At 58.3% G+C, this 23,752-nt stretch carries 18 protein-coding genes; 10 read left to right on the top strand and 8 right to left on the bottom strand.

Annotation, left to right across the window (positions count from 1 at the left end):
- Positions 1–98: 98 nt before the first annotated feature.
- From ACR0A2_RS13105 to ACR0A2_RS13095, 3 genes are all read right to left on the bottom strand, one after another.
- The gene (locus ACR0A2_RS13105; protein ID WP_480835455.1) at positions 99–2,459 is read right to left on the bottom strand and encodes a xanthine dehydrogenase family protein molybdopterin-binding subunit; all 2,361 of its coding nucleotides are present in this window, start codon (positions 2,457–2,459) and stop codon (positions 99–101) included.
- A gap of 80 nt (positions 2,460–2,539) precedes the next feature.
- Positions 2,540–3,022 (bottom strand): (2Fe-2S)-binding protein, encoded by a 483-nt coding sequence (locus ACR0A2_RS13100; protein ID WP_171205170.1) that lies wholly within the window; start codon positions 3,020–3,022, stop codon positions 2,540–2,542.
- 28 nt (positions 3,023–3,050) lie between these two features.
- Positions 3,051–3,575: an SRPBCC family protein gene (locus ACR0A2_RS13095; protein ID WP_480835453.1), complete on the bottom strand. Its 525-nt coding sequence runs from the start codon at positions 3,573–3,575 to the stop codon at positions 3,051–3,053.
- Positions 3,576–4,084: 509 nt separating this feature from the next.
- Here ACR0A2_RS13095 and ACR0A2_RS13090 point away from each other — a divergent pair.
- The 3 genes from ACR0A2_RS13090 to ACR0A2_RS13080 are packed head-to-tail and all read left to right on the top strand — an operon-like array spanning position 4,085 to position 8,201.
- Positions 4,085–4,768, top strand: coding sequence for a response regulator (locus ACR0A2_RS13090; protein ID WP_480835451.1), 684 nt, complete (start codon positions 4,085–4,087; stop codon positions 4,766–4,768).
- A gap of 46 nt (positions 4,769–4,814) precedes the next feature.
- Positions 4,815–5,984: an FIST N-terminal domain-containing protein gene (locus ACR0A2_RS13085; protein WP_480835450.1), complete on the top strand. Its 1,170-nt coding sequence runs from the start codon at positions 4,815–4,817 to the stop codon at positions 5,982–5,984.
- 3 nt (positions 5,985–5,987) lie between these two features.
- A complete protein-coding gene (locus ACR0A2_RS13080; RefSeq protein WP_480835448.1) occupies positions 5,988–8,201 on the top strand; it encodes a hybrid sensor histidine kinase/response regulator in 2,214 nt (737 codons plus the stop codon).
- 44 nt (positions 8,202–8,245) lie between these two features.
- Here ACR0A2_RS13080 and ACR0A2_RS13075 read toward each other — a convergent pair whose 3' ends face one another.
- Positions 8,246–9,190 (bottom strand): LysR family transcriptional regulator, encoded by a 945-nt coding sequence (locus ACR0A2_RS13075; protein WP_152460322.1) that lies wholly within the window; start codon positions 9,188–9,190, stop codon positions 8,246–8,248.
- A 129-nt stretch (positions 9,191–9,319) separates the two neighbouring features.
- Between ACR0A2_RS13075 and ACR0A2_RS13070 the strand changes: the two genes are divergently transcribed.
- The 7 genes from ACR0A2_RS13070 (at position 9,320) to ACR0A2_RS13040 (ending at position 19,745) form a co-directional block, all read left to right on the top strand.
- Complete coding sequence (locus tag ACR0A2_RS13070; protein WP_171119318.1) at positions 9,320–10,327, top strand: TAXI family TRAP transporter solute-binding subunit; 1,008 nt, start codon at positions 9,320–9,322, stop codon at positions 10,325–10,327.
- Between the two features lie 80 nt (positions 10,328–10,407).
- Positions 10,408–12,621 (top strand): TRAP transporter permease, encoded by a 2,214-nt coding sequence (locus ACR0A2_RS13065; RefSeq protein WP_480835445.1) that lies wholly within the window; start codon positions 10,408–10,410, stop codon positions 12,619–12,621.
- Position 12,622: 1 nt separating this feature from the next.
- Positions 12,623–13,861: an NAD(P)/FAD-dependent oxidoreductase gene (locus tag ACR0A2_RS13060; RefSeq protein WP_480835443.1), complete on the top strand. Its 1,239-nt coding sequence runs from the start codon at positions 12,623–12,625 to the stop codon at positions 13,859–13,861.
- A 39-nt stretch (positions 13,862–13,900) separates the two neighbouring features.
- Positions 13,901–14,641, top strand: coding sequence for an aspartate/glutamate racemase family protein (locus ACR0A2_RS13055; RefSeq protein ID WP_480835441.1), 741 nt, complete (start codon positions 13,901–13,903; stop codon positions 14,639–14,641).
- 163 nt (positions 14,642–14,804) lie between these two features.
- Positions 14,805–16,982: a Tex family protein gene (locus tag ACR0A2_RS13050; protein ID WP_480835439.1), complete on the top strand. Its 2,178-nt coding sequence runs from the start codon at positions 14,805–14,807 to the stop codon at positions 16,980–16,982.
- A gap of 172 nt (positions 16,983–17,154) precedes the next feature.
- Complete coding sequence (locus ACR0A2_RS13045; RefSeq protein ID WP_480835437.1) at positions 17,155–18,552, top strand: bifunctional enoyl-CoA hydratase/phosphate acetyltransferase; 1,398 nt, start codon at positions 17,155–17,157, stop codon at positions 18,550–18,552.
- A complete protein-coding gene (locus ACR0A2_RS13040; RefSeq protein ID WP_480835435.1) occupies positions 18,549–19,745 on the top strand; it encodes an acetate/propionate family kinase in 1,197 nt (398 codons plus the stop codon). Before ACR0A2_RS13045 ends, ACR0A2_RS13040 begins: the two co-directional genes overlap by 4 nt.
- Positions 19,746–19,749: 4 nt before the next feature.
- On the opposite strand, the gene ACR0A2_RS13035 is transcribed toward ACR0A2_RS13040, so the two are convergent.
- From ACR0A2_RS13035 to ACR0A2_RS13020, 4 genes are read right to left on the bottom strand one after another with little or no spacing between them, the layout of a single operon-like run.
- A complete protein-coding gene (locus tag ACR0A2_RS13035) occupies positions 19,750–20,517 on the bottom strand; it encodes a citryl-CoA lyase (RefSeq protein ID WP_480835433.1) in 768 nt (255 codons plus the stop codon).
- Entirely contained in the window at positions 20,514–21,698 is a 1,185-nt protein-coding gene (locus tag ACR0A2_RS13030) for a CaiB/BaiF CoA transferase family protein (protein WP_480835431.1), read from the bottom strand. The genes ACR0A2_RS13035 and ACR0A2_RS13030 overlap by 4 nt, the downstream gene beginning before the upstream one ends.
- The gene (locus tag ACR0A2_RS13025) at positions 21,691–23,202 is read right to left on the bottom strand and encodes a tripartite tricarboxylate transporter permease (protein ID WP_171638725.1); all 1,512 of its coding nucleotides are present in this window, start codon (positions 23,200–23,202) and stop codon (positions 21,691–21,693) included. Before ACR0A2_RS13025 ends, ACR0A2_RS13030 begins: the two co-directional genes overlap by 8 nt.
- A gap of 1 nt (position 23,203) precedes the next feature.
- Positions 23,204–23,686: a tripartite tricarboxylate transporter TctB family protein gene (locus tag ACR0A2_RS13020; protein ID WP_152460311.1), complete on the bottom strand. Its 483-nt coding sequence runs from the start codon at positions 23,684–23,686 to the stop codon at positions 23,204–23,206.
- Positions 23,687–23,752: the final 66 nt, after the last annotated feature.

Raw genomic sequence — 23,752 nt, 5'->3', positions numbered from 1 at the left:
CGCCTTACGGAAAGGAAAGGCGCGGATCCGCCCTTCATCTGGCAGGAAATATCCGGGGGAGCGCGGGGGGCTGGCCCCTCGCACACCAACCTCTCCACTCAGCTGTTCATCGCCGCCCAAACGCGCGACGGGCTGACCGGCATGTCGATATGGTCCACCGCCTTGCCGCCCGAATTCAGCGCGTCAAGAACCGCGTTGACGACCGCAGGTGGCGACCCGATCGCACCGGCTTCGCCACAGCCCTTTACGCCCAAAGGATTGTGCGTACACGGCGTCTGGCTGGAATGATCGACACCGTAGAATGGCACGTCATCTGCACGCGGCATCGCATAGTCCATGAAGGACGCACTCAGCAGCTGGCCGTTTTCGTCATAGGCACAGTTCTCAAGCAGCGCCTGCCCGATGCCCTGACCGATACCGCCATGGACCTGACCATCCACGATCATCGGATTGATGATGTTGCCGAAATCATCCGCCGCTGTGAATTTCTCGATGCTGACCTGACCGGTTTCCGGATCGACCTCGACCTCGCAGGCATAGGCGCCTGCCGGGAAGGTAAAGTTGGCCGGATCATAGAAAGCGGTTTCCTCCAACCCGGGTTCCACTTCCAGCGGATAGTTGTGCGGGACATAGGCCGTCAGGGTCACATCGCCCCAGGCCACTGACTTATCAGTACCCGCAACGCTGAACTGACCGTCCTTGAGCTCGATATCGGCCTCAGACGCCTCCAGCAGATGCGCCGCGATCTTCTTGGCCTTGTCGATCACCTTTTCGGTCGCTTTGACCATGGCCGAGCCACAGACGGCCAGCGAACGCGAACCGTATGTGCCCATACCGAACGGGATTTTAGAGGTATCGCCATGCACGATCTCGACCATCGACTCGTCGATACCGATCATGTCGGCCACCACCTGCGGAAAGGCCGTTTCGTGCCCCTGCCCGTGGCTGTGCGCCCCGACCATGACGCTGATGGAGCCTGTCGCATTTACCCGAACCGTTGCTGCATCGTAAAGACCCGCTCGGGCCCCGAGCATGCCAACAATGTTGGAAGGCGCGATGCCGCAGGCCTCGATATAGCAGTTGATGCCCAAACCCCGAAGCTTGCCGTTGGCTTCACTTTGCGCGCGCCGCGCTGCAAAACCTGCCAGATCGGCGGCGGCCTCAAGCTTGTCCATGGTTCCGTTGTAATCCCCCGTGTCATAGGTCAGCGCCACCGGCGTGTCGTAGGGGAACTGCGTGATGAAGTTCTGCCGGCGCAGGGCGATCGGATCGACACCCAGCTCGCGCGCGGCCTTGTCGATCACACGTTCCAGCTGGTACGTCGCCTCGGGGCGGCCTGCGCCGCGATAGGCGTCTACCGGCACCGTATTGGTGAACATCGCCTTCACGTTCACCTGAATGACCGGCGTCTTGTAGTTGCCTGCCATGAGCGTCCCGTGCAGCCAGGTCGGGACCGAGCTGGAAAAGGTCGACAGATACGCGCCCAGATTGGCGTATGTGTTGGTGCGCAGGCCGACGAAATTGTTGTCGGCATCCAGCGCCAGCTCGATCTTGCTGACATGGTCGCGGCCCTGTGCATCCGACATGAACGCCTCGGACCGGCTGGCCGTCCACTTGACCGGGCGGTTGCAGGCCTTGGCGGCGAAGGTACAGAATGCCTCTTCCGCATAGTGGAAAATCTTGGTGCCGAAACCGCCGCCCACATCCGGCGCCACGACTCGGACCTTGTGCTCGGGCAGGCCCAGCACGAAGGCGCACATCAGCAGCCGGATCACATGCGGGTTCTGCGACGTGGTGTAGAGCGTGTATTCGTCGGTGCCCCGGCTGTATTCCGCCACGGCCACGCGCGGTTCCATCGGGTTGGCGACCAGACGGTTGTTCACCAGTTCCAGCGTGGTGACATGCGCGGCGTTGGCAAACACCTCGTTCACCGTGGCGTCGTCCGCCTCACCCAGCTGCCAGTCATAGCAGATGTTGTTCTTCAGATCGTCATGGACCAGCGTCGCGCCATCCTGCGCGGCTGCCTTCATGTCGATCACCGCGGGCAGTTCCTCGATATCCACCTCGATGGCCTCAGCCGCGTCGCGGGCCTGCTCAAGACTGTCGGCCACAACGGCCGCAATCGGGTCGCCCACATGACGCACTTTGCCTTGCGCCAGAATGGGGTGCGGCGGCTCTTGCATGGGCGCGCCGTGCTTGTCGGTGACTTCCCAGCCGCAGGGCATGCCGCCCACGCCTTCGAAATCCTTGCCGGTAAACACCTTGACCACGCCCGGCATGCCTTCGGCCGCCGAAGTGTCCACGGATTTGATCCGGCCATGCGCGATGTCGGACCGCAGAAAATGCACATAGGCCTGGCCATGCACGTTGATGTCGTCGGTATAATTGCCTGCTCCGGTCAGAAAGCGCACGTCCTCGCGCCGCTTGGAACTGGCTCCGATGCCACTGTCTTTGGGCATTGCTTGTTCTCCTCCCATAAACGGATGCTGTTGCATCCCTCACTCATCCCACGGGCGTGCTTCCGACGCCCGCAGCGGCATCATTCCGCAGCGATGCTGCCCACGTCCTGGCCGGATGCGGCCATGATCGCTTTGACGATGTTGTGATACCCGGTGCAGCGGCACAGGTTGCCCTCCAGATACTTCCGGATTTCGGCTTCGGTCGGGCGCGGGTTCTCTTTCAGCAGCGCGGCGGCGCTCATCACCATGCCCGGAGTGCAGAATCCGCATTGCAGACCGTGGTGATCCTGAAACGCCTGCTGGATCACGTTCAACGACCCATCCGAATTGGCCTGACCTTCGATCGTGCCGACATCAGCCCCATCTGCCTCGGCGGCCAGCATGTTGCACGATTTCACCGCTTCGCCATTCACATGCACCACGCAAGCGCCGCATTGCGCAGTGTCGCACCCCACATGCGTGCCCGTCAAAGACAGGTGATCGCGCAGAAAACCGGACAACAATGTCCGGCCCTCGACGTCTCCGCTTACGGCTTTGCCGTTCACGGTCATGGAAATTTTCATGACTTTCTCCTCCCTGAATTCCAAAGGATCAACCGCCTAACACGCGCTTGATCCAACCTTTCTTTTCTTCCCCGGACTCGCCTTCTTCCGAGGTTTCGGGCTCGGGCGCATCCTGAGGTTCGACCGCATTCTGGAAGTTCTCAAAGAACTGGTCGGCCATTTTTCTGGCAACCCCATCGATCACGCGCCCCCCCATCTGAGCCAGTTTGCCACCGACGCGTGCATCGACCGCGTAGGTCAGCAGTGTGCCTTCGGGGGCATCCGACAAGGTGACGTCGGCCGCGCCTTTGGCAAATCCGGCGGCTCCCCCCTTACCTTCACCCGATAACTTCACGCTTTCAAGCTCCACGAGATCAGAAAGGGTCACAGAGCCTTTGAACGTCGCTTTGACCGGGCCTACTTTTTGCACGACGGTGGCCTCGAACCCGTCTTCGATAGAGCCTGTCATCTCCTGACATCCCGGCACGCATTCCTTAAGAACTTCTGCCGACAAGAGCGAGGCCCAGACTTTGGATCGCGGCGCGGCGATGACGCGGCTGTCACTGAGTTCCATTTCACTTCTCCAAGTATATTTTTGTTACGCTACGCGGTGTTCGCAGCCTTGCCTATAGGACCTTGGGTGTAGTCACCGCAGCGCGGGCGGCGAATGTGTAAGGCCGTGACGTTTGAAGATTTCGGCGATACGCCCTTCCTGCGACATCGCTAATCTGGAAACACCAGCATCATAGCTGTGTAACTAAAAATTTAAACGCGACTGATATTGGCTCAGGTCGCCAGCAGTTCTGATATCCTGGACGACGGATAGTGCATTCACTGCGGTGGGCGACCAAGGCGGAGGAGGAAACTTGGTCGTTCCTGACATGTTCGGGCATCGCCGGGCAGCCTGCAACCCGGACAAGAGAACGGCGAGCTGATCCGGTTCAGTTACAGAACATGTCACACGCTTCTGATCCTGATCCGGGGTGCGCGTTGCTATACGACCTTCCGCCAGTATGCGTGGTTTTCATTCGTTGCTAGGATTGGTTAGGCTGGAGACCATTTGAATGCAAAAGGCTATACCAAATGCTTGCTGAATCCGCCGCGCGCAATGATTTCGAAAACGTGCTGATCGTTGATGACCATCCATTGTTTTGCGACGCCTTGTCGATGACCTTGCAAAGTGTGGCTCAGATCCGGGAAGTCCATACGGCAGACCGGCTGGAGGGCGCCTTGGATCTGCTGGCAAGTGGGCTGAAACCCGATGCGGTCATGCTGGATCTCAATTTGCCGGATGTGGACGGTCTGGAAGGTCTGATCCGCTTGAAGGCTTCCACGGACGCACCGGTGATCGTGGTGTCGTCGCTGACGGATAACCGCGTTGTCAGCCAGGTGATACAGGCCGGCGCATCAGGCTATGTCCCCAAGCACAGTCAGCGCGACGTGTTCCGCACTGCATTCGAGACAGTGCACGCCGGTGACGTTTTCGTGCCGGAGGGCTGTATTTTGATTGACACAGAGGAAGAGGACGAACACGGCGAAGCCGTAAAACGACTGGCGACACTGACAAATCAGCAGGCGCGCATCCTGCAACTGATCTGCGAAGGCAAACTGAACAAGCAAATCGCCTATGACTTGTCGATTGCGGAAACGACGGTCAAAGCGCACGTGACAGCAATAATGCGAAAACTGGGTGTTCAAAGCCGCACGCAGGCGGTTCTGATCGTCAAGAAAGCGTCCTTTGCCAGTGTCTTGCAAGACCAAGGCTAAGCGTCATACTCTCACGTCATCGTCGCGCTTTTAGGGAGGAGGCACGATGGACCAAGCAGTCGGGTGGGCAACAGCCCGGGCCCGTACGCCAGGCATCGTCAAAACGGCTTTTGCACGCCACGACACCGGGCAGTCGATCGAGACACTCAAACGCCAGTTGGGTGATGACGCACTTGCGCTTGTCATTCTTTTTGTCAGCCCGAACGCCGATGCATCCGTGGTGATCGCGGATGCCGAACGCGCCTTTGCGCCGACCCCGATTGTTGGTTGCACCACCGCCGGAGAGCTGGCGGATAGTGGGTATTGCGATGATCAGATCGTCGCGATCGGCCTGCCGCAATCCCATTTCGACATACGCACGGTTCTTGTTCCGGATCTGAACGAATTCGATTCCGACAGCATCATCAAAGAGATGATCCACAACAGAAATGCGATGATGGCGAACGCACCCGACTGGAGCTATGAATTCACGTTCCTGATGATTGACGGGCTGTCGACAAAAGAAGATGAACTGACGTCGGAATTGGCTGTGGGGCTGGGACCGGTGCCATTGTTCGGCGGTTCGGCGGGGGACGGAACCAAATTCGGGCGCACATATGTTCTGTATCAGGGGCAGGCAAGAAGCAACGCAGCCGTACTCACGCAGGTTCGCACGCCGTGTCCGATCAAGGTGTTCAAAACCGATCACCTTCTGCCCACCGCCCATCGCATGGTCGTGACCAAGGCAGACCCGGCAAAACGCATCGTTCAGGAAATCAATGCCGAACCCGCTGCCCGCGAATACGCCCGTATTCTCGGCAAAGACCCCGAACAGCTCACCACATTCACATTCGCGGCCCATCCGGTCGTTGTGCAAATAGGCGGGCAACACCATGTCCGCGCGATCCAGCAGGTGGCGGGAAATGGCGATCTCGTCTTTTTTTCGGCGATCGACGAAGGCTTGGTCCTGACGCTGGCAGAACCTCGGGACATGGTTGAACATCTACAGGAAGAAATCAGCCTGTTGACCGAGAAGCAGCAACCCGACACCATTTTGGGTTGTGACTGCATCCTTCGTCGGCTGGAGGCCCAGCAAAGGCAGAAGACGCACGCGATCTCTGACATCCTGTCCCGCCATCACGTGGTCGGTTTCTCGACCTATGGAGAGCAATTCAATTCGATCCATGTGAACCAGACCCTGACCGGCGTGGCGATATACCCGCCCGAGAAGGAGTAAGGTATGATCGAGCATCTCACAGACCCCTCGGACTCACTTGATCGTCAGAACGAGAAGCTTAGGAAAATCGCCGAAGCCCTGATGCGGCGGGTCGAAGAATCCACCAATGCCTCTGGCGCGGCTTATGCTCAGTTCCAACGGGCGGCGGTGCTTGAACAAGAGGTCCGTGCCCGAACGGATGACCTTGAGCGCGCGCTTGAACTTCTGAATGACTCCAACGCCAGGTTGGCGCAGGCCAACAAGGAAACCGAAGCAGCCCGCGCAGATTTGGCAAATGCGATCGAAACGGTGCAGGAAGGCTTTGCCCTGTTCAATCGTGACGAAGAACTGGTGCTGTGCAACAGCCGGTTCGGGATGCATATGCCCGACATTCAGGAACAGCTGAACCCCGGCTTGCGCTTTGCCGACTACGTGAAACTGGTCAGCCAATCCGGGTTCCTGTCCTTACCAGAGACAATGACCCCAGAGGACTGGGCCAGAAGCCGCCTGGATCGTCACGCAGATGACCACGTGGTGTTCAATGTTCGTCTTTCGGGCAATCGGTGGACGCAAGTGTCAGAACACCGCACCCCGGACGGGGGCACCGTGATCCTGCAAACCGACGTGACAGACATCATGCGGATCGAACGGCAAGAAAGGGATCGCATTCTTGACGACAAGGCGCGGCTGATCCGCGCCACGCTTGAACATATCGATCAGGGCGTCTGCATCTTTGACAACAAGCACCGCATGATCGGGTGGAACACCCGCGCAAGCGAGCTTTTGGCCATACCGATCACGCAGTTTCAGATGGGCACGCGGTTTGAAACCCTGTCCAATCGCCTGGGCGACAACATCAGCTTTCAGAAAGGCATCACCGAGGCGGATCTGCTGGATTGGGTCAGCCGGCCAACCTATCGCCGACCTCTTCAGTTCCAGATGCATCGGGGGCGCTCGAAAATCCTGTCGGTCTTTGCCCAGGAAATGCCAGACCGGGGCTTTGTGATTTCCTTTACCGATGTAACTGCGGAACGGAAGTCTGCGCAGGCCCTGTATGAAGCCAAGGAACTTTTGGAACAACGTGTGGCGTCACGCACAATGGAGCTTGCCGATGCGCTGAACGAGGCTGAACGGGCGAACGCGTCAAAATCACGTTTTGTGGCCGCCGCCAGCCATGACCTGTTGCAACCTCTTTCTGCTGCAAAACTCTATGTTGCGTCACTGGGCAGCGGTTTGGACACTGACACCGCCCGGACCGTCGCAGCAAAAGCAGAAAGCGCCCTGAACAGTGTCGAACACATTCTCGAAGCCCTGCTGGACATCTCAAAGCTGGATTCCGGGCGGGCCAAGGCGCATCTGTCCACGGTGTCGGTGGGCGAGCTTTTCTTGCAGATGGAAGACGCATTCAAGCCCGTCGCCCAGGCCAAAGGTCTGAAATTGCGTTTTGTCGACACAAAGGCTCTGGTCACAAGCGATGCCAGTTACCTTCGGCGGATATTGCAGAATCTGCTGTCAAACGCGATCCGGTACACCGAGGCCGGAAAAGTTCTTGTTGGTGTCAGGCATCGCAAGAACGCAATTGCATTGGAGGTCTGGGACACGGGCATCGGCATAGCATCAGACCAAAGAGATATCGTGTTTCAGGAATTTCAGCGCCTGCATTCGGATGCCAGCGCTGCCGAAGGCATGGGGTTGGGTCTTGCGATTGTCGAGCGGGCCTGCGGGTTGCTTCAACATCCCATCCAGCTGTTTTCCGAAGTTGGAAAGGGAACGGGGTTTTCGGTCGAAATACCTTTGGCCCGGGCAAATCCAGAGGTTTCTCTCTGCTCTTCAGTGGTACAAAAACCGAACTCGAATGTGCTGGGCAACACCGTCGCCCTGTTGATCGAAAACGATGAAAACCTGCGCGGCGCGTTGACCATGACCATCGAATCCTGGGGCGTCGAGGTTCTGGAGTGCGAAAGCGAAAGCGAAGCGATTGGCCTTCTGCGCGAAATAGGCATCCTGCCAGACTTTGTTGTCGCCGACTATCAATTGAACAACGGAAAAACAGGCACGGACGCCATGCGCGCCCTGACGGATGAATTCGGGCATTTGCCCGGCTGTATTATCTCAGCCAATCGATCACAAGAGCTTGTCCAGCAATGCAAACAAGCAAAGCTGCCGCTGTTTTACAAACCGATAGATCCGCAACTGCTCAAATCGACGCTGGAGGCCTCTGTTGCGCGCGGCATCTGAGTTCTTCCGGTTGTCGTCTGCGTCGCAGTGCGGCCGGGTGTCTTTCAGAAGTCTTCAGTCCGCGGGTTGGCGTTGGTCTGATCCAGCATCGACACAACTTCCGCCTTCCATCCCGCTTTTATTTTCAGCGCCAATTGCGACGGGGGGCGATGATCCGGCGACAGGATGGCGTATTCGTATCTGAGGGGATCCTTGAAAGGCAGGAATACCACACGGCCATGCGAGATATTCAGCTTCCGTTCCGTCGCAACAGTCAACGGATCGACAATCGAGCAGCACTGCCCCGATCCAACAAACGGAATGAGCGGAAGAAAATACTGGCACGTCACACTTGGTTTGTAAGTGGCGGCAACCATCTGAAAAGCGCGTTGCACTTTCTTCTGAAAAGGGTGGGTGTCATACAGTCCACCCATTGGCACATCATCGAGATCTGAAATCGTAACGGCCTTTTCTTGCGCCAACGGGTTGTCCCGATCCATTGCGCAAAAGCAGTCTCCGCTGATGATCTCTGCCGTGAATTGCGGTTTCTTTCCGACCGGGTGTTCGAAATCTGCAAACCCGAAATCAATGTTCTGAGTGCCTGCAAGTTCCATTATCTGTGGCGAACTGCGGGTCGACAGCGTAACCCGGATGTCCGGATTCCCGCCAACTGAACGGCTGATGAAATTCGGGAAGGCAAAAATGGACGGTCCTGGCATTGCTGCAATATTCAGGTTGCCTGAACTTCCTTTAAGAAGCCCGTGCATCGTGCTGGAAACCGTAGATAATCTGTCCAGTATTCCGGTGGTCTCGGCCAGCAGGTAGTGCGCCTCTGGCACTGGGATCAGACGCCGGCCTTTTCGTTCGAACAGGGTCAGTCCAAGACTTCTTTCCAGGTTCTTGATTGCTAGGCTGATAGCAGGTTGTGTCCTGTTCAGCTTCTTTGCGGTTTGAGAGATGGACCCGGTTTCCATCACCTCACGAAAAACGGTCAATTGAGCAAGGTTCATGTTTAATATATAAGCGAAACTTTCGTTTTGTTAAATATAACAAATTTGTATTTATGCTAAAACTCCATAGGCTGAACGGATCAGAATTCGGACAAACCGAATCCAATGATCCACAACTGGGAGCTTACGATGAGATTGATGAAATGCCTGACGGGTTTGGCTTTGGCGGGTGCATTGGCTGCACCGGCGCTTGCACAGGACCCAACCTTTTTCCGCATCGGCACCGGCGGTGCAGGCGGCACTTATTTCCCGATCGGCGGGACCATCGCCAACGGAATTTCGGCCCCTCCGGGCTCACGCCCTTGCGAAGAGGGCGGCCAATGCGGCGTGCCCGGGTTGATCGCGATTGCACAGTCGACAACGGCGTCAGTCTTCAACAATGCCGCCGTGCAAAACGGCGAGCTTGAGGCCGGCCTGGCCGCGGCAGATGTAACCCGTTCGATGTATCTGGGTGAGGGCAAGTTTGAAGGCAAGCCCCACCCGAAACTGCGCATCGTCGCAAACCTGTTCCCGGAAGACCTGCACCTGGTTCTTCCCGCAGGCCAGACGATCAACGATCTGAGTGATCTCAAAGGCAAGCGCGTTGGTATTGCTCAGGCTGGTTCCGGCACGCAGGTGGCCGTGTTGCAAATGCTGGAAGCCTGGGGCGTCAACCGTGACAACATGGATGAGGCCGAGTTGAACAACAGCCAGAGTGCCGAACGTCTGGCCGATGGCCAACTGGACGCCTATTTCTACGCAGCAGGATGGCCGGTTGCCGCAATGGTGCAGCTGTCTTCGACCAAGGGCATGAACCTGCATTCCTTCAGCGATGAAGATTTGGCAAAGATCAACGAGATCATTCCTGCCTATATCCCGTCCGCTATCCCGGGCGGTGTATATGAGGGCATCGATTCCGAAACCAAGACCCCCGCGGTAAGCGCGATGCTGGTTGTTTCATCGGATCTGTCCGAAGATCTGGTCTATCAGCTGACCAAGGCCCTGTGGAACGACAACACGCGCAAGCTGCTGGACAACGGCCACGCAAAGGGCAAGCAGATCACGCCTGACACTGCGCTCGACGGCGTCGAGGCGCTGGGTGTTCCGCTGCATCCGGGTGCCGAGAAATTCTATAAAGAAGCCGGTCTTCTTCAATAACCACACCTGACTGAAACCTGTCGTCGGTGCCCCTTCTTGGGGCACCGCACTCTGGAATTATGCGAAATCGGGGGGCCATCATGTCCGAGACCCAGAAACTTGATGACCACGAACTGACGGCCGAGGAACTGGCGGCCATCGAAGAACAGTTCGACGAAGGCGCCGCTGTCCGGCAGGTCACGCCCACGGCAGGCAAGGTGTTGCGTGTCGTCGCCCTGATCTTTGCATTCTACGAATTCTTCACGGCTGGGTTCGGTCTGCCTGCCGACCACTGGCATATGGGCATCTATCTGGCTCTGCTGTTCATTCTGGTCTACGCCACGATCCCGATTGTCGGGGCCAAAAGCCTCTATGCTCTCAAAGTCAGTCGCTTCCGCATCGGCAACGTCCCTCTTTATGATCTGGTGTTCATGGCGCTTGGTATCATCGCCGCACTTTACGTGGGTTTCGCCTGGCGCGGCATCCCGTTCCTGGGGATCGAGGAACAAACCTTCCGCATGGGCAACCCAAACATCTATGATGTGATCCTCGGCGTCATCATCATCCTTCTGGTATTGGACATTGCGCGCCGCACGCTTGGTTGGGTATTGCCGCTGATCATCTGCGTATTCATCTCATACGCGCTGATGGGCCCCTATTTTCCCGGATTGCTGCAACATCCGGGCGTGAACTTCAAAACCTTCGTATCGTCAATGTACTTTCCGCAGGAAGGAATCTACGGCGTGACGCTTTGGGTCGTTTCGACCATCGTGTTCCACTTTGTCCTGTTCGGTGTGATCGCTCAGCGAACGGGGCTTGGACAATTGTTCATTGATAACGCAACCATTTTGGCGGGTCGCTATACGGGCGGTCCGGCCAAAGTGTCGGTGGTATCCTCGGCCTTCTTCGGCACGATCTCGGGCTCTTCGGTGGCTAACACCGTTTCGACCGGCGCGCTGACAATTCCCAACATGAAGCGCCTTGGATACCCCGGTCACTTTGCAGGCGGGGTCGAGGCCGCGTCTTCGGCCGGTGGTCAGATCACTCCGCCCATCATGGGTGCTGCGGCCTTCATCATGGCCGAGTTCCTCGAGGTGCCCTATACCACAATCGTGATCGCAGCGATCTTTCCGGCGATCCTGCACTATGTCGGCGTCTTTGCCGTGGTGCATCTGATGGCACGCAAGCTGAACCTGCAAGGTCTGGCGAAAGAGCAATTGCCGCAGCTCAAGGCCGTCTGGGCCGAGGGTTGGGCCAATATCGTGCCGCTGATCGGTCTGCTGGTGGTTCTGTTCACTGGATACACGCCCTTCATGTCGGCCTTCTGCGGCATATCTCTGGCGGTGATCGCGGGCATGTCGCGGATCAAGCAACCGCCAACACTGATCTACGCAGCGGCGTTCTTGGCCTTCGTGCTTTGGAAGTTCTCCGACGGTGGGTTCGACCTGTCCATGACCGCGATTCTGTGCGGATTGTCGGTAATCGCCACGCTGAACCCGCAGAAGCGGATCGAAGTGCCCGAGATGCTGCAAGCGGTTGAGTTGGGTGTGAAATACTCTCTGGCCGTGGGCGCTGCAGCCGCTGCAGTAGGTATCGTCGTTGGTGTGATCAACACAACCGGTATCGGTTTCCGCATCGGGTTCATGGTTACTCAGGGCGCAGGAAACCTCGCCGCGGACCTTTACAACATGATCTCGTTCGGCAGTTTCCAACTGTTTGCGATGGAAGACCTGCAATTGTTCATCTCGCTGGTCTTCATTGCCATCGTCTGCATTCTGATGGGTGCAGGCATCCCGACCACGGCGCTGTACATCATGCTCGTCTCGGTGGCGCAGCCTGCGCTGGCGCAGTTGGGGGTTCCACCCATCGCCAGCCATCTGTTCGTGCTGTATTACGGCGTGGTCTCCGAGATCACACCTCCGGTCTGTACGTCGGCCTATGCGGCGGCAGCGATTGCGAATTCCAACCCGTTCCGCACCGGGCTGTCCGCCTTTACGCTGGGACTGGGCAAGGTCATCGCGCCAATGGCGTTCGTCTATGCGCCGGTTTTGCTGTTCGTGTCTTCTACCGGGTTCGATCTTTGGGAATTCACCTATACCGCCGCCAGCTGTATTGCCGGTGTCATCGCCCTTTCGGCAGCGGTCGTGGGGTATTGGTTGCAGCCACTCAACCTCGTGTCGCGCATCCTGATGGCCATTGCCGGGATTATCTTCGTGGCGCCCACGCTGACGGCTGACCTGATCGCATTGGCGGTGGCGTCTCCTGTCATTGTCACACAGGTGATCGCCCGCAACCGAATTCAAGCAACGGTCTGACATGCCCGAACAAGTGACCATCATCGGCGCCGGGATCGTCGGTCTGTGCTGTGCGCTCTCGTTGCAGGATCGCGGTATTGCCGTGCGTCTGATCGACCGTGGAGAACCGGGGCAGGAGACGTCGTTCGGCAATGCCGGTGTCGTCTCGCCCTGGTCGGTCATTCCGCAGGCCACGCCGGGTATCTGGAAAACGATCCCCGGGATGCTGTTGGACCCGAAGAGCGCGTTGACCGTCAGACCTGCGTTCTGGCCCAGGATGATACCCTGGGGCCTGAGGTTCCTGAAGAATTCAAGCGTGAAATCCGTACGCAATATCTCGGACGCAATGGAGGTGCTGTGCCGCCCGTCGATAGATCTGTACCGAAGACATCTGCAAAATACCGGGCGCGAAGACCTTATTGTTGATTCCAACTATATCCACGCGTTTCGCAACCCCGATCAGGCTGACCTGAAAGAATTGGGATATCTGATCCGGCAGGAAAAAGGCGGACATCTAGAGCGGATCGACGGACCGGAATTGCGCCGGATCGAACCTGCGTTATCCCGAGATTTCAAGGCTGCGATCCTGATCAAGGGACAGGCGCGGGTCATGTCTCCTGGCCGGGTCGGTGCGGTTTTGGCCGACAAGGCCCGTCAACAAGGCGCCGAGTTCGTGCGGACAGAAGTCAAAGAACTAAAGCGCATGGAAGACGGACAATGGCATTTGACCTCGCCGGCCGGCGCGCTTCACGCCGATACTGTCGTGCTGGCCGCCGGGGTTTGGTCTGCCGGGTTGCTGAAACCTTTGGGTTTGCCCGTGCCACTGGTGGCCGAGCGTGGATACCATGTCCAATTCCCGACCCCTTCTGCCAGCCTGGAAAACTCGGTGATGGACGTGGACGCCAAGGTGGTGGCCAGTTCGATGCAGGACGGTTTGCGTGTGGCGGGCACGGCCGAATTCGGCAGCATCGACGCGCCGCCGGATCCACGCAAACAGTCGCTTCTGACCGCACAGGCCCGCGCAATGATGCCGGATCTGAACACCTCGGATACACAGTTCTGGATGGGCCGACGCCCGTCTTTTCCCGACAGCTTGCCTGCGATCGGTCCGGTTGAGGGGCACAAGGGCCTGTTCACTGCCTTTGGTCATTCCCATTACGGTTTGATGATGGCCCCCAAAACAGGTGAGCTGGTGGCTGACCTGGTGTCAGGGCAACGCCTCAACATGCCATTGGATTCGTTCGCCTTGTCGCGATTTTGACGCGCAACAACCACCGTTTCGAAGAAGGATTACCCCATCATGCCGATCTACCAGGGTGGACAGAATATTTGCGGAGCCGCTATCGGGGTTTTGTGTCTGGAAAGCTATTTTCCGAAACCTCCCGGTCATATCAAGAACCCTTCCAGCCTGCCGTTCCCGGTGCTGTACGAGATGATAGATGGCGTCACGGTGCCAACGCTGCTGCACAATCCGACGCCTGATCTGCTGAACCCCTTCATAAAAGGCGCGCAACGGCTTGAGGCTGAAGGCGTGCGCGCCATCACCGGAAGTTGCGGGTTTCTCGCCCTGTTCCAAAAAGAGCTGGCCGCGGCCGTATCGGTGCCTGTCTTCGCTTCGAGCCTGATACAGGTGCCGTTGGCCTTTCACATGACCGGGGCCAGCGCACCGGTCGGGGTGATTACAGCGGATTCGTCAGCGCTGACGCAACGCCATTTTGAAGGCGTTGGGGCGGGGGGCGTTCCGGTGGCCGTACAGGGTCTGGAACACACCAGTGAGTTTGCCGAAGTCATCCTGCGCAACGCGCGCAACCGAATGGACACAGATCTGATCGAGGCCGAAGTGCTGGACACTGCACGCAGGCTGAAGCGCGAAACGCCCGAAATACGCTCTGTGGTGTTGGAATGCACAGATCTTCCGCCTTATGCAAAGCGCATTCAAGAAGACCTGAAACTGCCGGTCTTTGACCTGACGACGCTGGCGCAAATGGCGCACAATGTAAGCGCGCGCACCGGGTATTGCGGGCTGATGCCGTGGGGCTGAGGCCCTTGCAGGCTGGTGTTTTCATTCAATGGCTCAGACTTGTCGAATAGCCGCGAAAACAGTCGCTGTTTGCCGATGCCTTTCGAAGGACCGATACAAGGGACTTTCCCTTGCTGAAACGGCTGGTTAAGAAGCCCTTCCACTGCCGTTTCAGGAGGCCCCTTTGGACCGTATCGCCCGCACCATAGCCACCGAGATCAATGCACGTCCCGATCAGGTCGGTGCTGCGATCAATCTATTGGACGACGGAGCGACGGTTCCCTTTGTCGCCCGCTATCGGAAAGAAGCAACCGGTGGGTTGGACGACACTCAATTGCGCCTTCTGTCCGAGCGTTTGACCTATCTGCGTGAGCTTGAGGCACGGCGGGAAACCATCCTGAAGTCAATAAAAGAACAGGGGAAGCTGACCGAAGATCTGAGTAAATCGATAGCTCGGGCAGAAACCAAGGCACAGCTGGAAGACATCTATCTTCCTTACAAGCCCAAGCGGCGCACCAAGGCGATGATCGCGCGTGAAAACGGGCTGGAACCCCTGGTCGAAGCCATTCTGGCCGATCGCGATGCGGACCCGGAAACACTGGCCGGGGCATACCTGAGCGAGGCCGTTGCCACCCCTCGTGACGCGCTGAACGGCGCGCGGGACATTCTGACTGAACGATTGACGGAAAATGCGACTCTGCTGGGTGAGTTGCGGGCCTTCATGCAGCGCGAGGCGCTGCTCAGTGCAAGGGTTGTCGACGGGAAAGAAAAGGAAGGCGCCAAGTTCAGTGATTATTTTGACCATTCCGAACGATGGGCGGATGTTCCGTCGCATAGGGCATTGGCAATGCTGCGGGCGTCAAAAGAGGGCATTGTTTCACTTGATATCGCGCCGGAACCAGAGTTCGGGGCAGCCCGGGCCGAATCCATCGTGGCCGCGCATTTGCAGACCCGTGGCCAAGGACCGGGTGATGCCTGGTTGCGCAAGGTTGCCGGGTGGACATGGCGGGTCAAGCTTTCGCTGTCGATGATGGTCGAACTGATGGCCGAACTACGCAGTCGGGCACAGGACGAGGCAATTCAGGTCTTTTCACGCAACCTCAAAGACTTGCTGTTTGCTTCTCCGGCGGGTGCCAAGGCCACTTTGGGCCTCGATCCCGGCATCCGCACCGGCGTGAAAGCGGCGGTGGTTGACGCAACGGGCAAGGTCGTGGCCACTGACACGCTGTATCCCTTCCAACCCAAAAACGATTTGCGCGGAGCGCAGGCTGCCATCCTGAATCTGATCTCGGCCTATCAGATCGAACTGATCGCCATCGGAAACGGAACAGCGAGCCGGGAAACCGAACGGTTGGTTGCAGATACGCTGGCTCTGCTCCCCAAGGCGGTAAAAGCGCCGACCAAGGTGGTAGTGTCCGAAGCCGGGGCATCGGTCTATTCCGCGTCGGAACTGGCAGCACGAGAGTTTCCCGATCTGGACGTTTCGCTGCGTGGGGCGGTGTCCATTGCCCGCCGATTGCAGGACCCTTTGGCAGAACTGGTCAAAATCGAACCGAAATCCATCGGCGTCGGTCAATATCAGCATGACGTTGACCAGCACCGCCTGTCGCAATCCCTGGATTCCGCGATTGAGGATGTCGTGAACGCGGTCGGGGTTGACCTGAACACGGCCTCTGCACCTTTGCTTGCGCGCGTGTCGGGGCTGGGCCCCGCGCAAGCCGAAGCCATCGTCGCCCATCGCGATCTGAACGGGCCGTTCCAATCGCGCAAGGACCTGTTGTCCGTTGCCGGTCTGGGTCCGCGTGCTTTTGAGCAATGCGCCGGGTTTCTTCGCATAAGGGACGGCGCCGAACCGCTTGATGCGTCGTCGGTGCACCCCGAAGCCTATGAAGTCGCCCGCCGCGTCGTGTCGGCCTGCGGGCGGGATATCAGGCACATCATGGGCCATGAGAGGGCCTTGAAAGGCTTGCGGGCACAACAATTCGTAACCGAAGATTTCGGCCTGCCCACGGTTCTGGATATCTTTGCCGAGCTTGAGAAACCCGGACGAGACCCCCGGCCCAGCTTTGTCACGGCCACTTTCGCGGATGGCATCGAAGAGATAACTGATCTGAAGCCCGGAATGGTTCTTGAGGGCACCGTGACAAACGTGGCGGCCTTTGGGGCCTTTGTGGATGTGGGCGTTCATCAGGACGGTCTGGTTCACGTCAGCCAGTTGGCCGACCGCTTCGTCAAGGACCCGCACGAGGTCGTCAAGGCCGGGCAAGTCGTGAAAGTGCGCGTTGTCGAGGTGGATGGACCCAGAAAACGGATCGGGCTTTCGATGCGCAAACAGGGCGGCGGCGGAAAGCGGCGCGCCTGATCTGCAATCTGCACATTATCCGGGCGTAACGACATGAAGGCGTTACCCGCTGGAAATAGCGTGCAGACCGATACGGGCAGCTGGCATGCGTTGTTTTCATTGCGCGCTGAACTGGGTATCAGCAAGAGAGTTCGCAGCGCCGCCAATCGGATCGAAATGGAAACGATAGTTCATGCAGTACCACAACAAGCCTTACAACAAGCTTCAGGTCGGTGATACTGCCGAGCTGGCCCGCACGTGCTCGGTCGATGATTTCTATGTGTTCGCCAACAATTCCGGTAACCACAATCCGCTTCATCTGGCCAGCGAAGACGGCGATGGCGACCACGTCAACGAAGCGGTTGCCCCTGCCATGTTCGTGGGGGCCCTGATCTCGGCCGTTTTGGGGAACGTTCTGCCGGGGGCAGGGACGCTCTATAAATCACAGCGATTTGATTTTGTGGAAAGGGCGCATGCCGGTGATGAGCTGGTATCCAAAGTCACCGTACTGGAAAAGCGACCGAACCGGGAAGTTGTCTTTGACACGGTCGTTACGCGCCCATCGGACGGTGCCGTGATCGTGAGCGGGCAGGCCGTCGTGATCGCGCCGGAGAAAGAGATGGTGTTCGCCGAGTTGGATCTGCCCGGGCTGGTGGTGAAACGTCATCGTCACTTTGATGCCATGCTGGAAAAGGTGCGCCCGCTGCCGCCCATGCCGACTGCCGTTGTGGCCCCGGAAGAGCCCAACGCCTTGGGTGGGGCGCTGCTGGCCGCACATGAGACGATCATCACACCCATTCTGATCGGTGACCCGGACAAAATCGCGAACGCGGCCGCCGAAATCGGAGCGTCGTTGAATGGGATTGAAATCATACCGCAGAGCGATCACGTCAATGCGGCCCATGCAGCGGTCGATCTGGTTGCAGAAGGTCGAGCGAAAGCGCTGATGAAAGGGCATCTGCATACGGATGAATTGCTGAAGGCTGCGCTCAGGCGTGAAAACGGCCTGCGCACCGGCCGCCGCTTTACCCATGTCTTTGTCATGGACGTGCCCGGACAACCCAGACCTTTGTTGGTGACGGATGCAGCGATCAATATCGAGCCGGACCTGGAAACCAAGATTGATATTGTCCAGAACGCAATCGACCTGGCCCTGTCTCTGGGGATCGAAAACCCCAGAGCGGGTGTTCTGTCTGCCATCGAAACCGTCAATCCGGCGATCCGATCCTCGGTTGACGCGGCTTTGCTGTCGAAAATGGCGGAACGCGGTCAGATCACGGGCGGGCTTGTTGACGGACCCCTTGCCATGGACAATGCCGTCAGCCTTGCGGCTGCGCGTTCCAAGGGGATTGTGTCGGATGTCGCGGGCAAAACCGATATTCTGGTGGTGCCAAATCTGGATGCCGGGAACATGATGGCCAAGCAACTGACCTATATCGCCAATGCAGAAGGGGCCGGTCTGGTCATGGGGGCCAAAGCTCCGATCATTTTGACAAGCCGCGCCGATGACGACAAAGCCCGGTTGGCATCCTGTGCGGTGGCGGCACTGCACGAAGTCTTTTCCTTACCGCGCACCGGAGCACCCGCATGACACATGTCGTGACACTGAACGCTGGATCGTCTTCCATGAAATTTGGTCTGTTCGAGCTGACCGATGACGATCCGATCATGGTGTGCACCGGCGCGGTCGAGCGGATTGGAGAGCCAGAGCCGCTTGTCAAGGCAAAGTCTTCCGACGGAAGTGTCCTTGCCAGCGGCACCGCCGGAGAAATACGCGATCACGCCACAGCGCTGGACTGGGTTTTGAACCTGCTTGCGCGCTCATTTCCAAACAGCGACGTGACTGCGGTCGGGCATCGTGTTGTCCATGGTGGACCTGACATCGACGCTCCGGTGCCATTGACCAAGGCGTCCATTCAAGAGCTGGATAAGCTGTCGCCGTTCGCGCCTTTGCATCAGCCGCACAATCTGGCCGGAGCAAGGGCCGCGATGGAACGTTTTCCGAATGCGGTTCAGATTGCCTGTTTCGACACCGCCTTTCACCGCAATCATCCGTGGGAGAATGACGTTTTTGCCTTGCCGCGAGAGTATTACGACAAAGGTGTTCGGCGTTATGGCTTTCACGGGCTCAGCTATGAATTCATTTCGGATCACATGGCAAAGACAGCGCCGCTTTTGCACGAAGGGCGCGTGGTCGTGGCCCATCTGGGAAATGGTGCATCGATGTGTGCGATGATCGGAGGGCGTTCCGTCGGATCGACCATGGGGTTTTCGGCACTGGACGGGCTGCCAATGGGGTCACGCTGTGGTCAACTTGATCCCGGAGTGGTCCTGTATCTGATGGACCAGGAAGGGCTGAGCGCTGACGAAATCTCAGACCTGTTGTTCCGAAAGTCGGGGCTTTTGGGCCTGTCCGGGCTGTCCAACGATATGCGTACCCTAGAAAAGGCGGACACACGCGAAAGCCGACAGGCGATCAGCTATTTCACCTTCCGTATCCGGCGCGAGCTTGGCGCGATGGCGGCCATTCTCGGCGGTATCGACGCCTTGGTGTTTACCGGTGGGATCGGAGAAAACTCACGTCTTGTGCGTGACCGGGTGTGCTCTGGGATGGGATGGCTGGGCATCGAGCTCAATCCTGATGCAAATGCGGACAATGACCGGATCATTTCAACCGATCTGTCCCGCGTCGTGGTGATGGCAATCCCAACCAATGAAGAACTGGTCATTGCCCGTGCGGCGGCTGACCTGTTGGCCAAACGCTCACGGCTCAGAACTGCCTAGCGATTTACGTCTCGACATAGGTCCAGCGATAGGCAGGCGGGGTCGGTCCCTTGTTCCGGCCGCCTTGCTGCATCTGTTCCCACGCATGGGCCAGAATGCCAACAGATCTGGATAGGCAAAACAAACCGCGTGCCAGTGGCGGCGCAAAACCCAACTCGGAATAGATCACCGCGGTGGCACCATCTATGTTCATTGGAACGGGCTTCCCTTTGCGCCGGGCCAACTCTGCCTCGATCGCCTGCCCGATCTGCAGGAACTGACCATCACAAGCCCCGTCCGTCACAGCATCACGGACCAACGCCATCAGACGTGGTGCGCGCGGATCCGTTGGCGTGTGGAACCGATGGCCGAAACCCGGCAATATCTTTCCTTCACGCTCGATCCACTTGTCCAGCGTTTGATCCAACCGGCCAGGATGTTGCGCCACGAAATGGTACAGCATAACCGCTTGCTCGCCAGCCCCGCCGTGAATATCCCCCAACATGTTAACAGCGCTCGCCATCGCGTTGTTCAGGGGCAGCCCGCAGGTCACGGCCATGCGCGCTGTTGCGATGGAAGGGGCCTGAGGTCCGTGGTCCACGGCGGCGACCAGCGCGGCCTCGAACAATCGGGCCTGCGCCCCAGATGGTCGGTCGCCACGAACCATGAACCAGATCATCTCGCTGAAACTGAGATGTCCGATCAAACTCTGAATCGGCTCTCCGCGCAGGTCGATCCGGCCCGGTTCCATATCGATGATGGAAGTCGTCCACCAATCGGACACATCGCTCATATGATGCCTTCCTTGCTCAAAGCGTCAATTTCCGCACCGGACAACCCAATTTCAGACCAGATCGTGTTATTGTCTGCCCCAAGTTCAGGCGGCGCGGTTTGGGGCATTTGCCGTTCGCCGTCCATGACAATGGGGCTGCCTGCAAGTTTCATGTCTTCGCCCTGCACCCGCAAAGACCCGATCAGGCCACGACCGGCAAGCTGTTCATCATCAAGCGCCTCGGGCACGGTCAATACCTGCCCGGCCGGCACTCCTATCGCGTTGAGTTCGCTGACCCAGTCTGATGCCGCTCTGGTCCGCAAGGTCTCCTCCAGCGCCGCGCGCAGGGCGTAGCGATTGCGCTTGCGGTCTTCGCGCGTTTCATAGTCCGGGTGGGCCAGCAGGTCTTGCCGGCCCAGATGCTGGGCCAGTGCCTGCCACTGTTCGTCGCGGTTGGCGGCAATGTTGATGGGCGCGTCAGCAGTTGCAAATGTTCCTGATGGCGCTGACGTCGTGTTTTCGTTGCCATGGGCCCCGGGAATGGCGCCGGCGATCAGATAGTTCGACACGACCCAACCCATTGTCGAGATCACGGCTTCGGACATTGCCACATCCAGATAGGCCCCGCGAGGATCCGCGTTCAGGGCAGCGGACACTGCAAAAGCAGCCGTCATCCCACCGATCGTGTCCGCCAAAGGATAGCCAACGCGATAGGGTGCGGTGTCCGGACCGCCGGTGACAGACATCACGCCACTGATACCCTGCACGATCTGGTCATAGGCCGGATCGCCCCGGCGGGGGCCGTTCTGACCAAACCCGCTTATGGCACAGTAAATCAGGCTGGGGTTCACATCGCGCAAGACGCCATACCCAAGTCCAAGCCGATCCATCACACCGGGGCGAAAGTTCTCTACCAGTACGTCGGCCGTCTGTACAAGGCGTTTCAGAAGCGCCTTGCCCCGTTCTGATTTCATGTTGAGCGTGATGGACTTTTTTTCAGCATTCTGCGCCAGAAAGCTGACGCCCATACCGGCCCTGTTTCTTGCAGGATCAGCACCCAGAACGCGGGCAAGGTCGCCACCGTCAGGGCGTTCGACCTTGATCACTTCGGCGCCCATGAGCGCCAGTTGATAGCAGCAATACGGACCCGCGAGGACATTCGTCAGATCGAGAACCCGTATTCCTGCCAGTGGCTCAGTCACCGTCGGCAACCCCTGCGGCCCGGGCACGCGCGCGGCGTGCGCGATAGCTGGGCAACAACACCAGCAGCACCGCGACAACAAGCAGACCCAACGTCATCGGACGTTCCCAGATGAAAGCAATACCGTCATAGAGCTGCATCGAGCGGGCAAAATTGTCCTCCATCATCCCCCCGAGGATGAAACCGATCAGCAGCGGCGCAAGCGGGTAGTCGGCAAATTTCAACGCCGTGGCGCAAACACCGAAGCCCACAAGTATCAAAAGCTCGGTCGCATTGTTCTGCCCGATATAGGCCCCCATCAGAGTGAAGAACAAAATGAAGGGGATCAGGTAATTGCGCGGAACCGAGAGAACCTTTGCGATATATGGGATCAGCGGCAGGTTCAGGATCAGCAGAACAAGGTTGCCAATGAACATTGACATGATGACGGCCCAGAATATCTGCGGCTCGTCCAGCATCAGCCGTGGGCCGGGTGTCACGTTCAGGGCAATCAGTGCGCCAAGCAGGATCGCGGTGGTGCCGGACCCGGGAATGCCCAGTGTCAGCAGCGGCACGAAAGAACCGGTGCATGCCGCGTTGTTCGCCGTTTCGGGCGCAGCCAGACCTTTTATTGACCCTTTGCCGAATTCGTCCTGTTCCTCTTTCGGGGCAATGTTGCGCTCGACCGCGTAGCCGAGGAAGCTGGCAATCGTTGCCCCCGCACCGGGCAGAACCCCGATGAAGAAGCCCTGTACAGATTGGCGGCCGATCACCGGCGCGATGGCCTTGGCTTCACGTCCTGTGATGCGCAGGTCCTTGATCTCGCCGTCATCCCCCTGAAGGTTCTTTGGTTTGAGCACCAGAAACAGCGCTTCGGGCAGGGCAAACATGGCCATGGCAAGCGTGATGAAGCCAAAGCCCGATTGCAGATCCATGATACCCATTGTGAAACGCGGCAGGTTGAACAAAGCACCTTCGCCGACCGTTGCCATGATCAACCCAAGTAGCGTCATGATGACGGCTTTGGCCACTTGACCGGTGCCTGCGAAGGCTGCGATTGCCGACAGGCCCACGACCATAAGCGCGAAATACTCGGCCGAGTGGAACAGCAGTGCCACCGAAGACAGAGCAGGGGCAAAGACCATCAACAAAATCGCCCCGATCGTACCTCCGGCAAAACTTGCAATAGCTGCAACAGTCAACGCTTTGCCCGCTTTGCCCTGGCGGGCCATCGGATAGCCGTCGAAACTGGACGCAACAGTGCCCGCGACCCCCGGCGCGTTGAGAAGGATCGAAGATGTCGAACCGCCAAAGATGGCGCCGTAATACACTCCGGCCAGCAGGATCAGCGCTGCGGACGGGTCGCCCATGGAAATCGCGACCGGGATCATGATGGCGATGATCGACATCGGCCCAAGACCCGGAAGCATGCCGATGAACGTGCCGATCAGGCACCCTGCGATCACCATCAGCAGGTTTTGAATTGAAAACGCCGTTTGCAGACCGATCAGAAGTCCTTCGAGCATGTCAGCCTCCGAAAATGCCCGGCAATGGGCGCATGTAGATGCCAAGAACTTCCTGAACCAGATACCAGACCGCGCCTGTGGCGATCAGCGCGACGGGTAGCATGACGTGCCATTTCCGCTCGCCCAGAATGAAAGACCCGAGGATCAGAAAGGCCGAGGTCGAGATCAGAAACCCAACAGGGCGCAGGCAAAGCGCGTAAATCACCATCAAGGCCAGCAACATAAGCGCTTGATCAAGGTGGTATTCCCCCAGTCGCCGGTAATCGATATCGGCTTCCTTTGGTTCCGCTTTTTCAAAGCCCAGCAAAATAATCGTGGTGGTGACGACACCCAGAACCGACAGCACTTTGGGGAAGGTGCTGGGCCAGATCGGGTTTCGCTGCATGAAAGGGGGCAGGCTGCCGTCCATCGTGAACCAAGCGGCGTAGCCATATGTCAAACACACACCCAGAAGAATGAGCGCGATCCAGCGATCCAGCGCCATGAGAGCCTCTCCCTGTTCCTGTTCGTGGGAAGGCAGAGCGGCGGATCCGCTCTGCCGAAAACGGAC

The organism is Ruegeria sp. H8, assembly GCF_056532905.1.
Note: the sequence above shows the minus strand (reverse complement) of the source record. Positions and strands in the feature narration are given on the sequence as shown.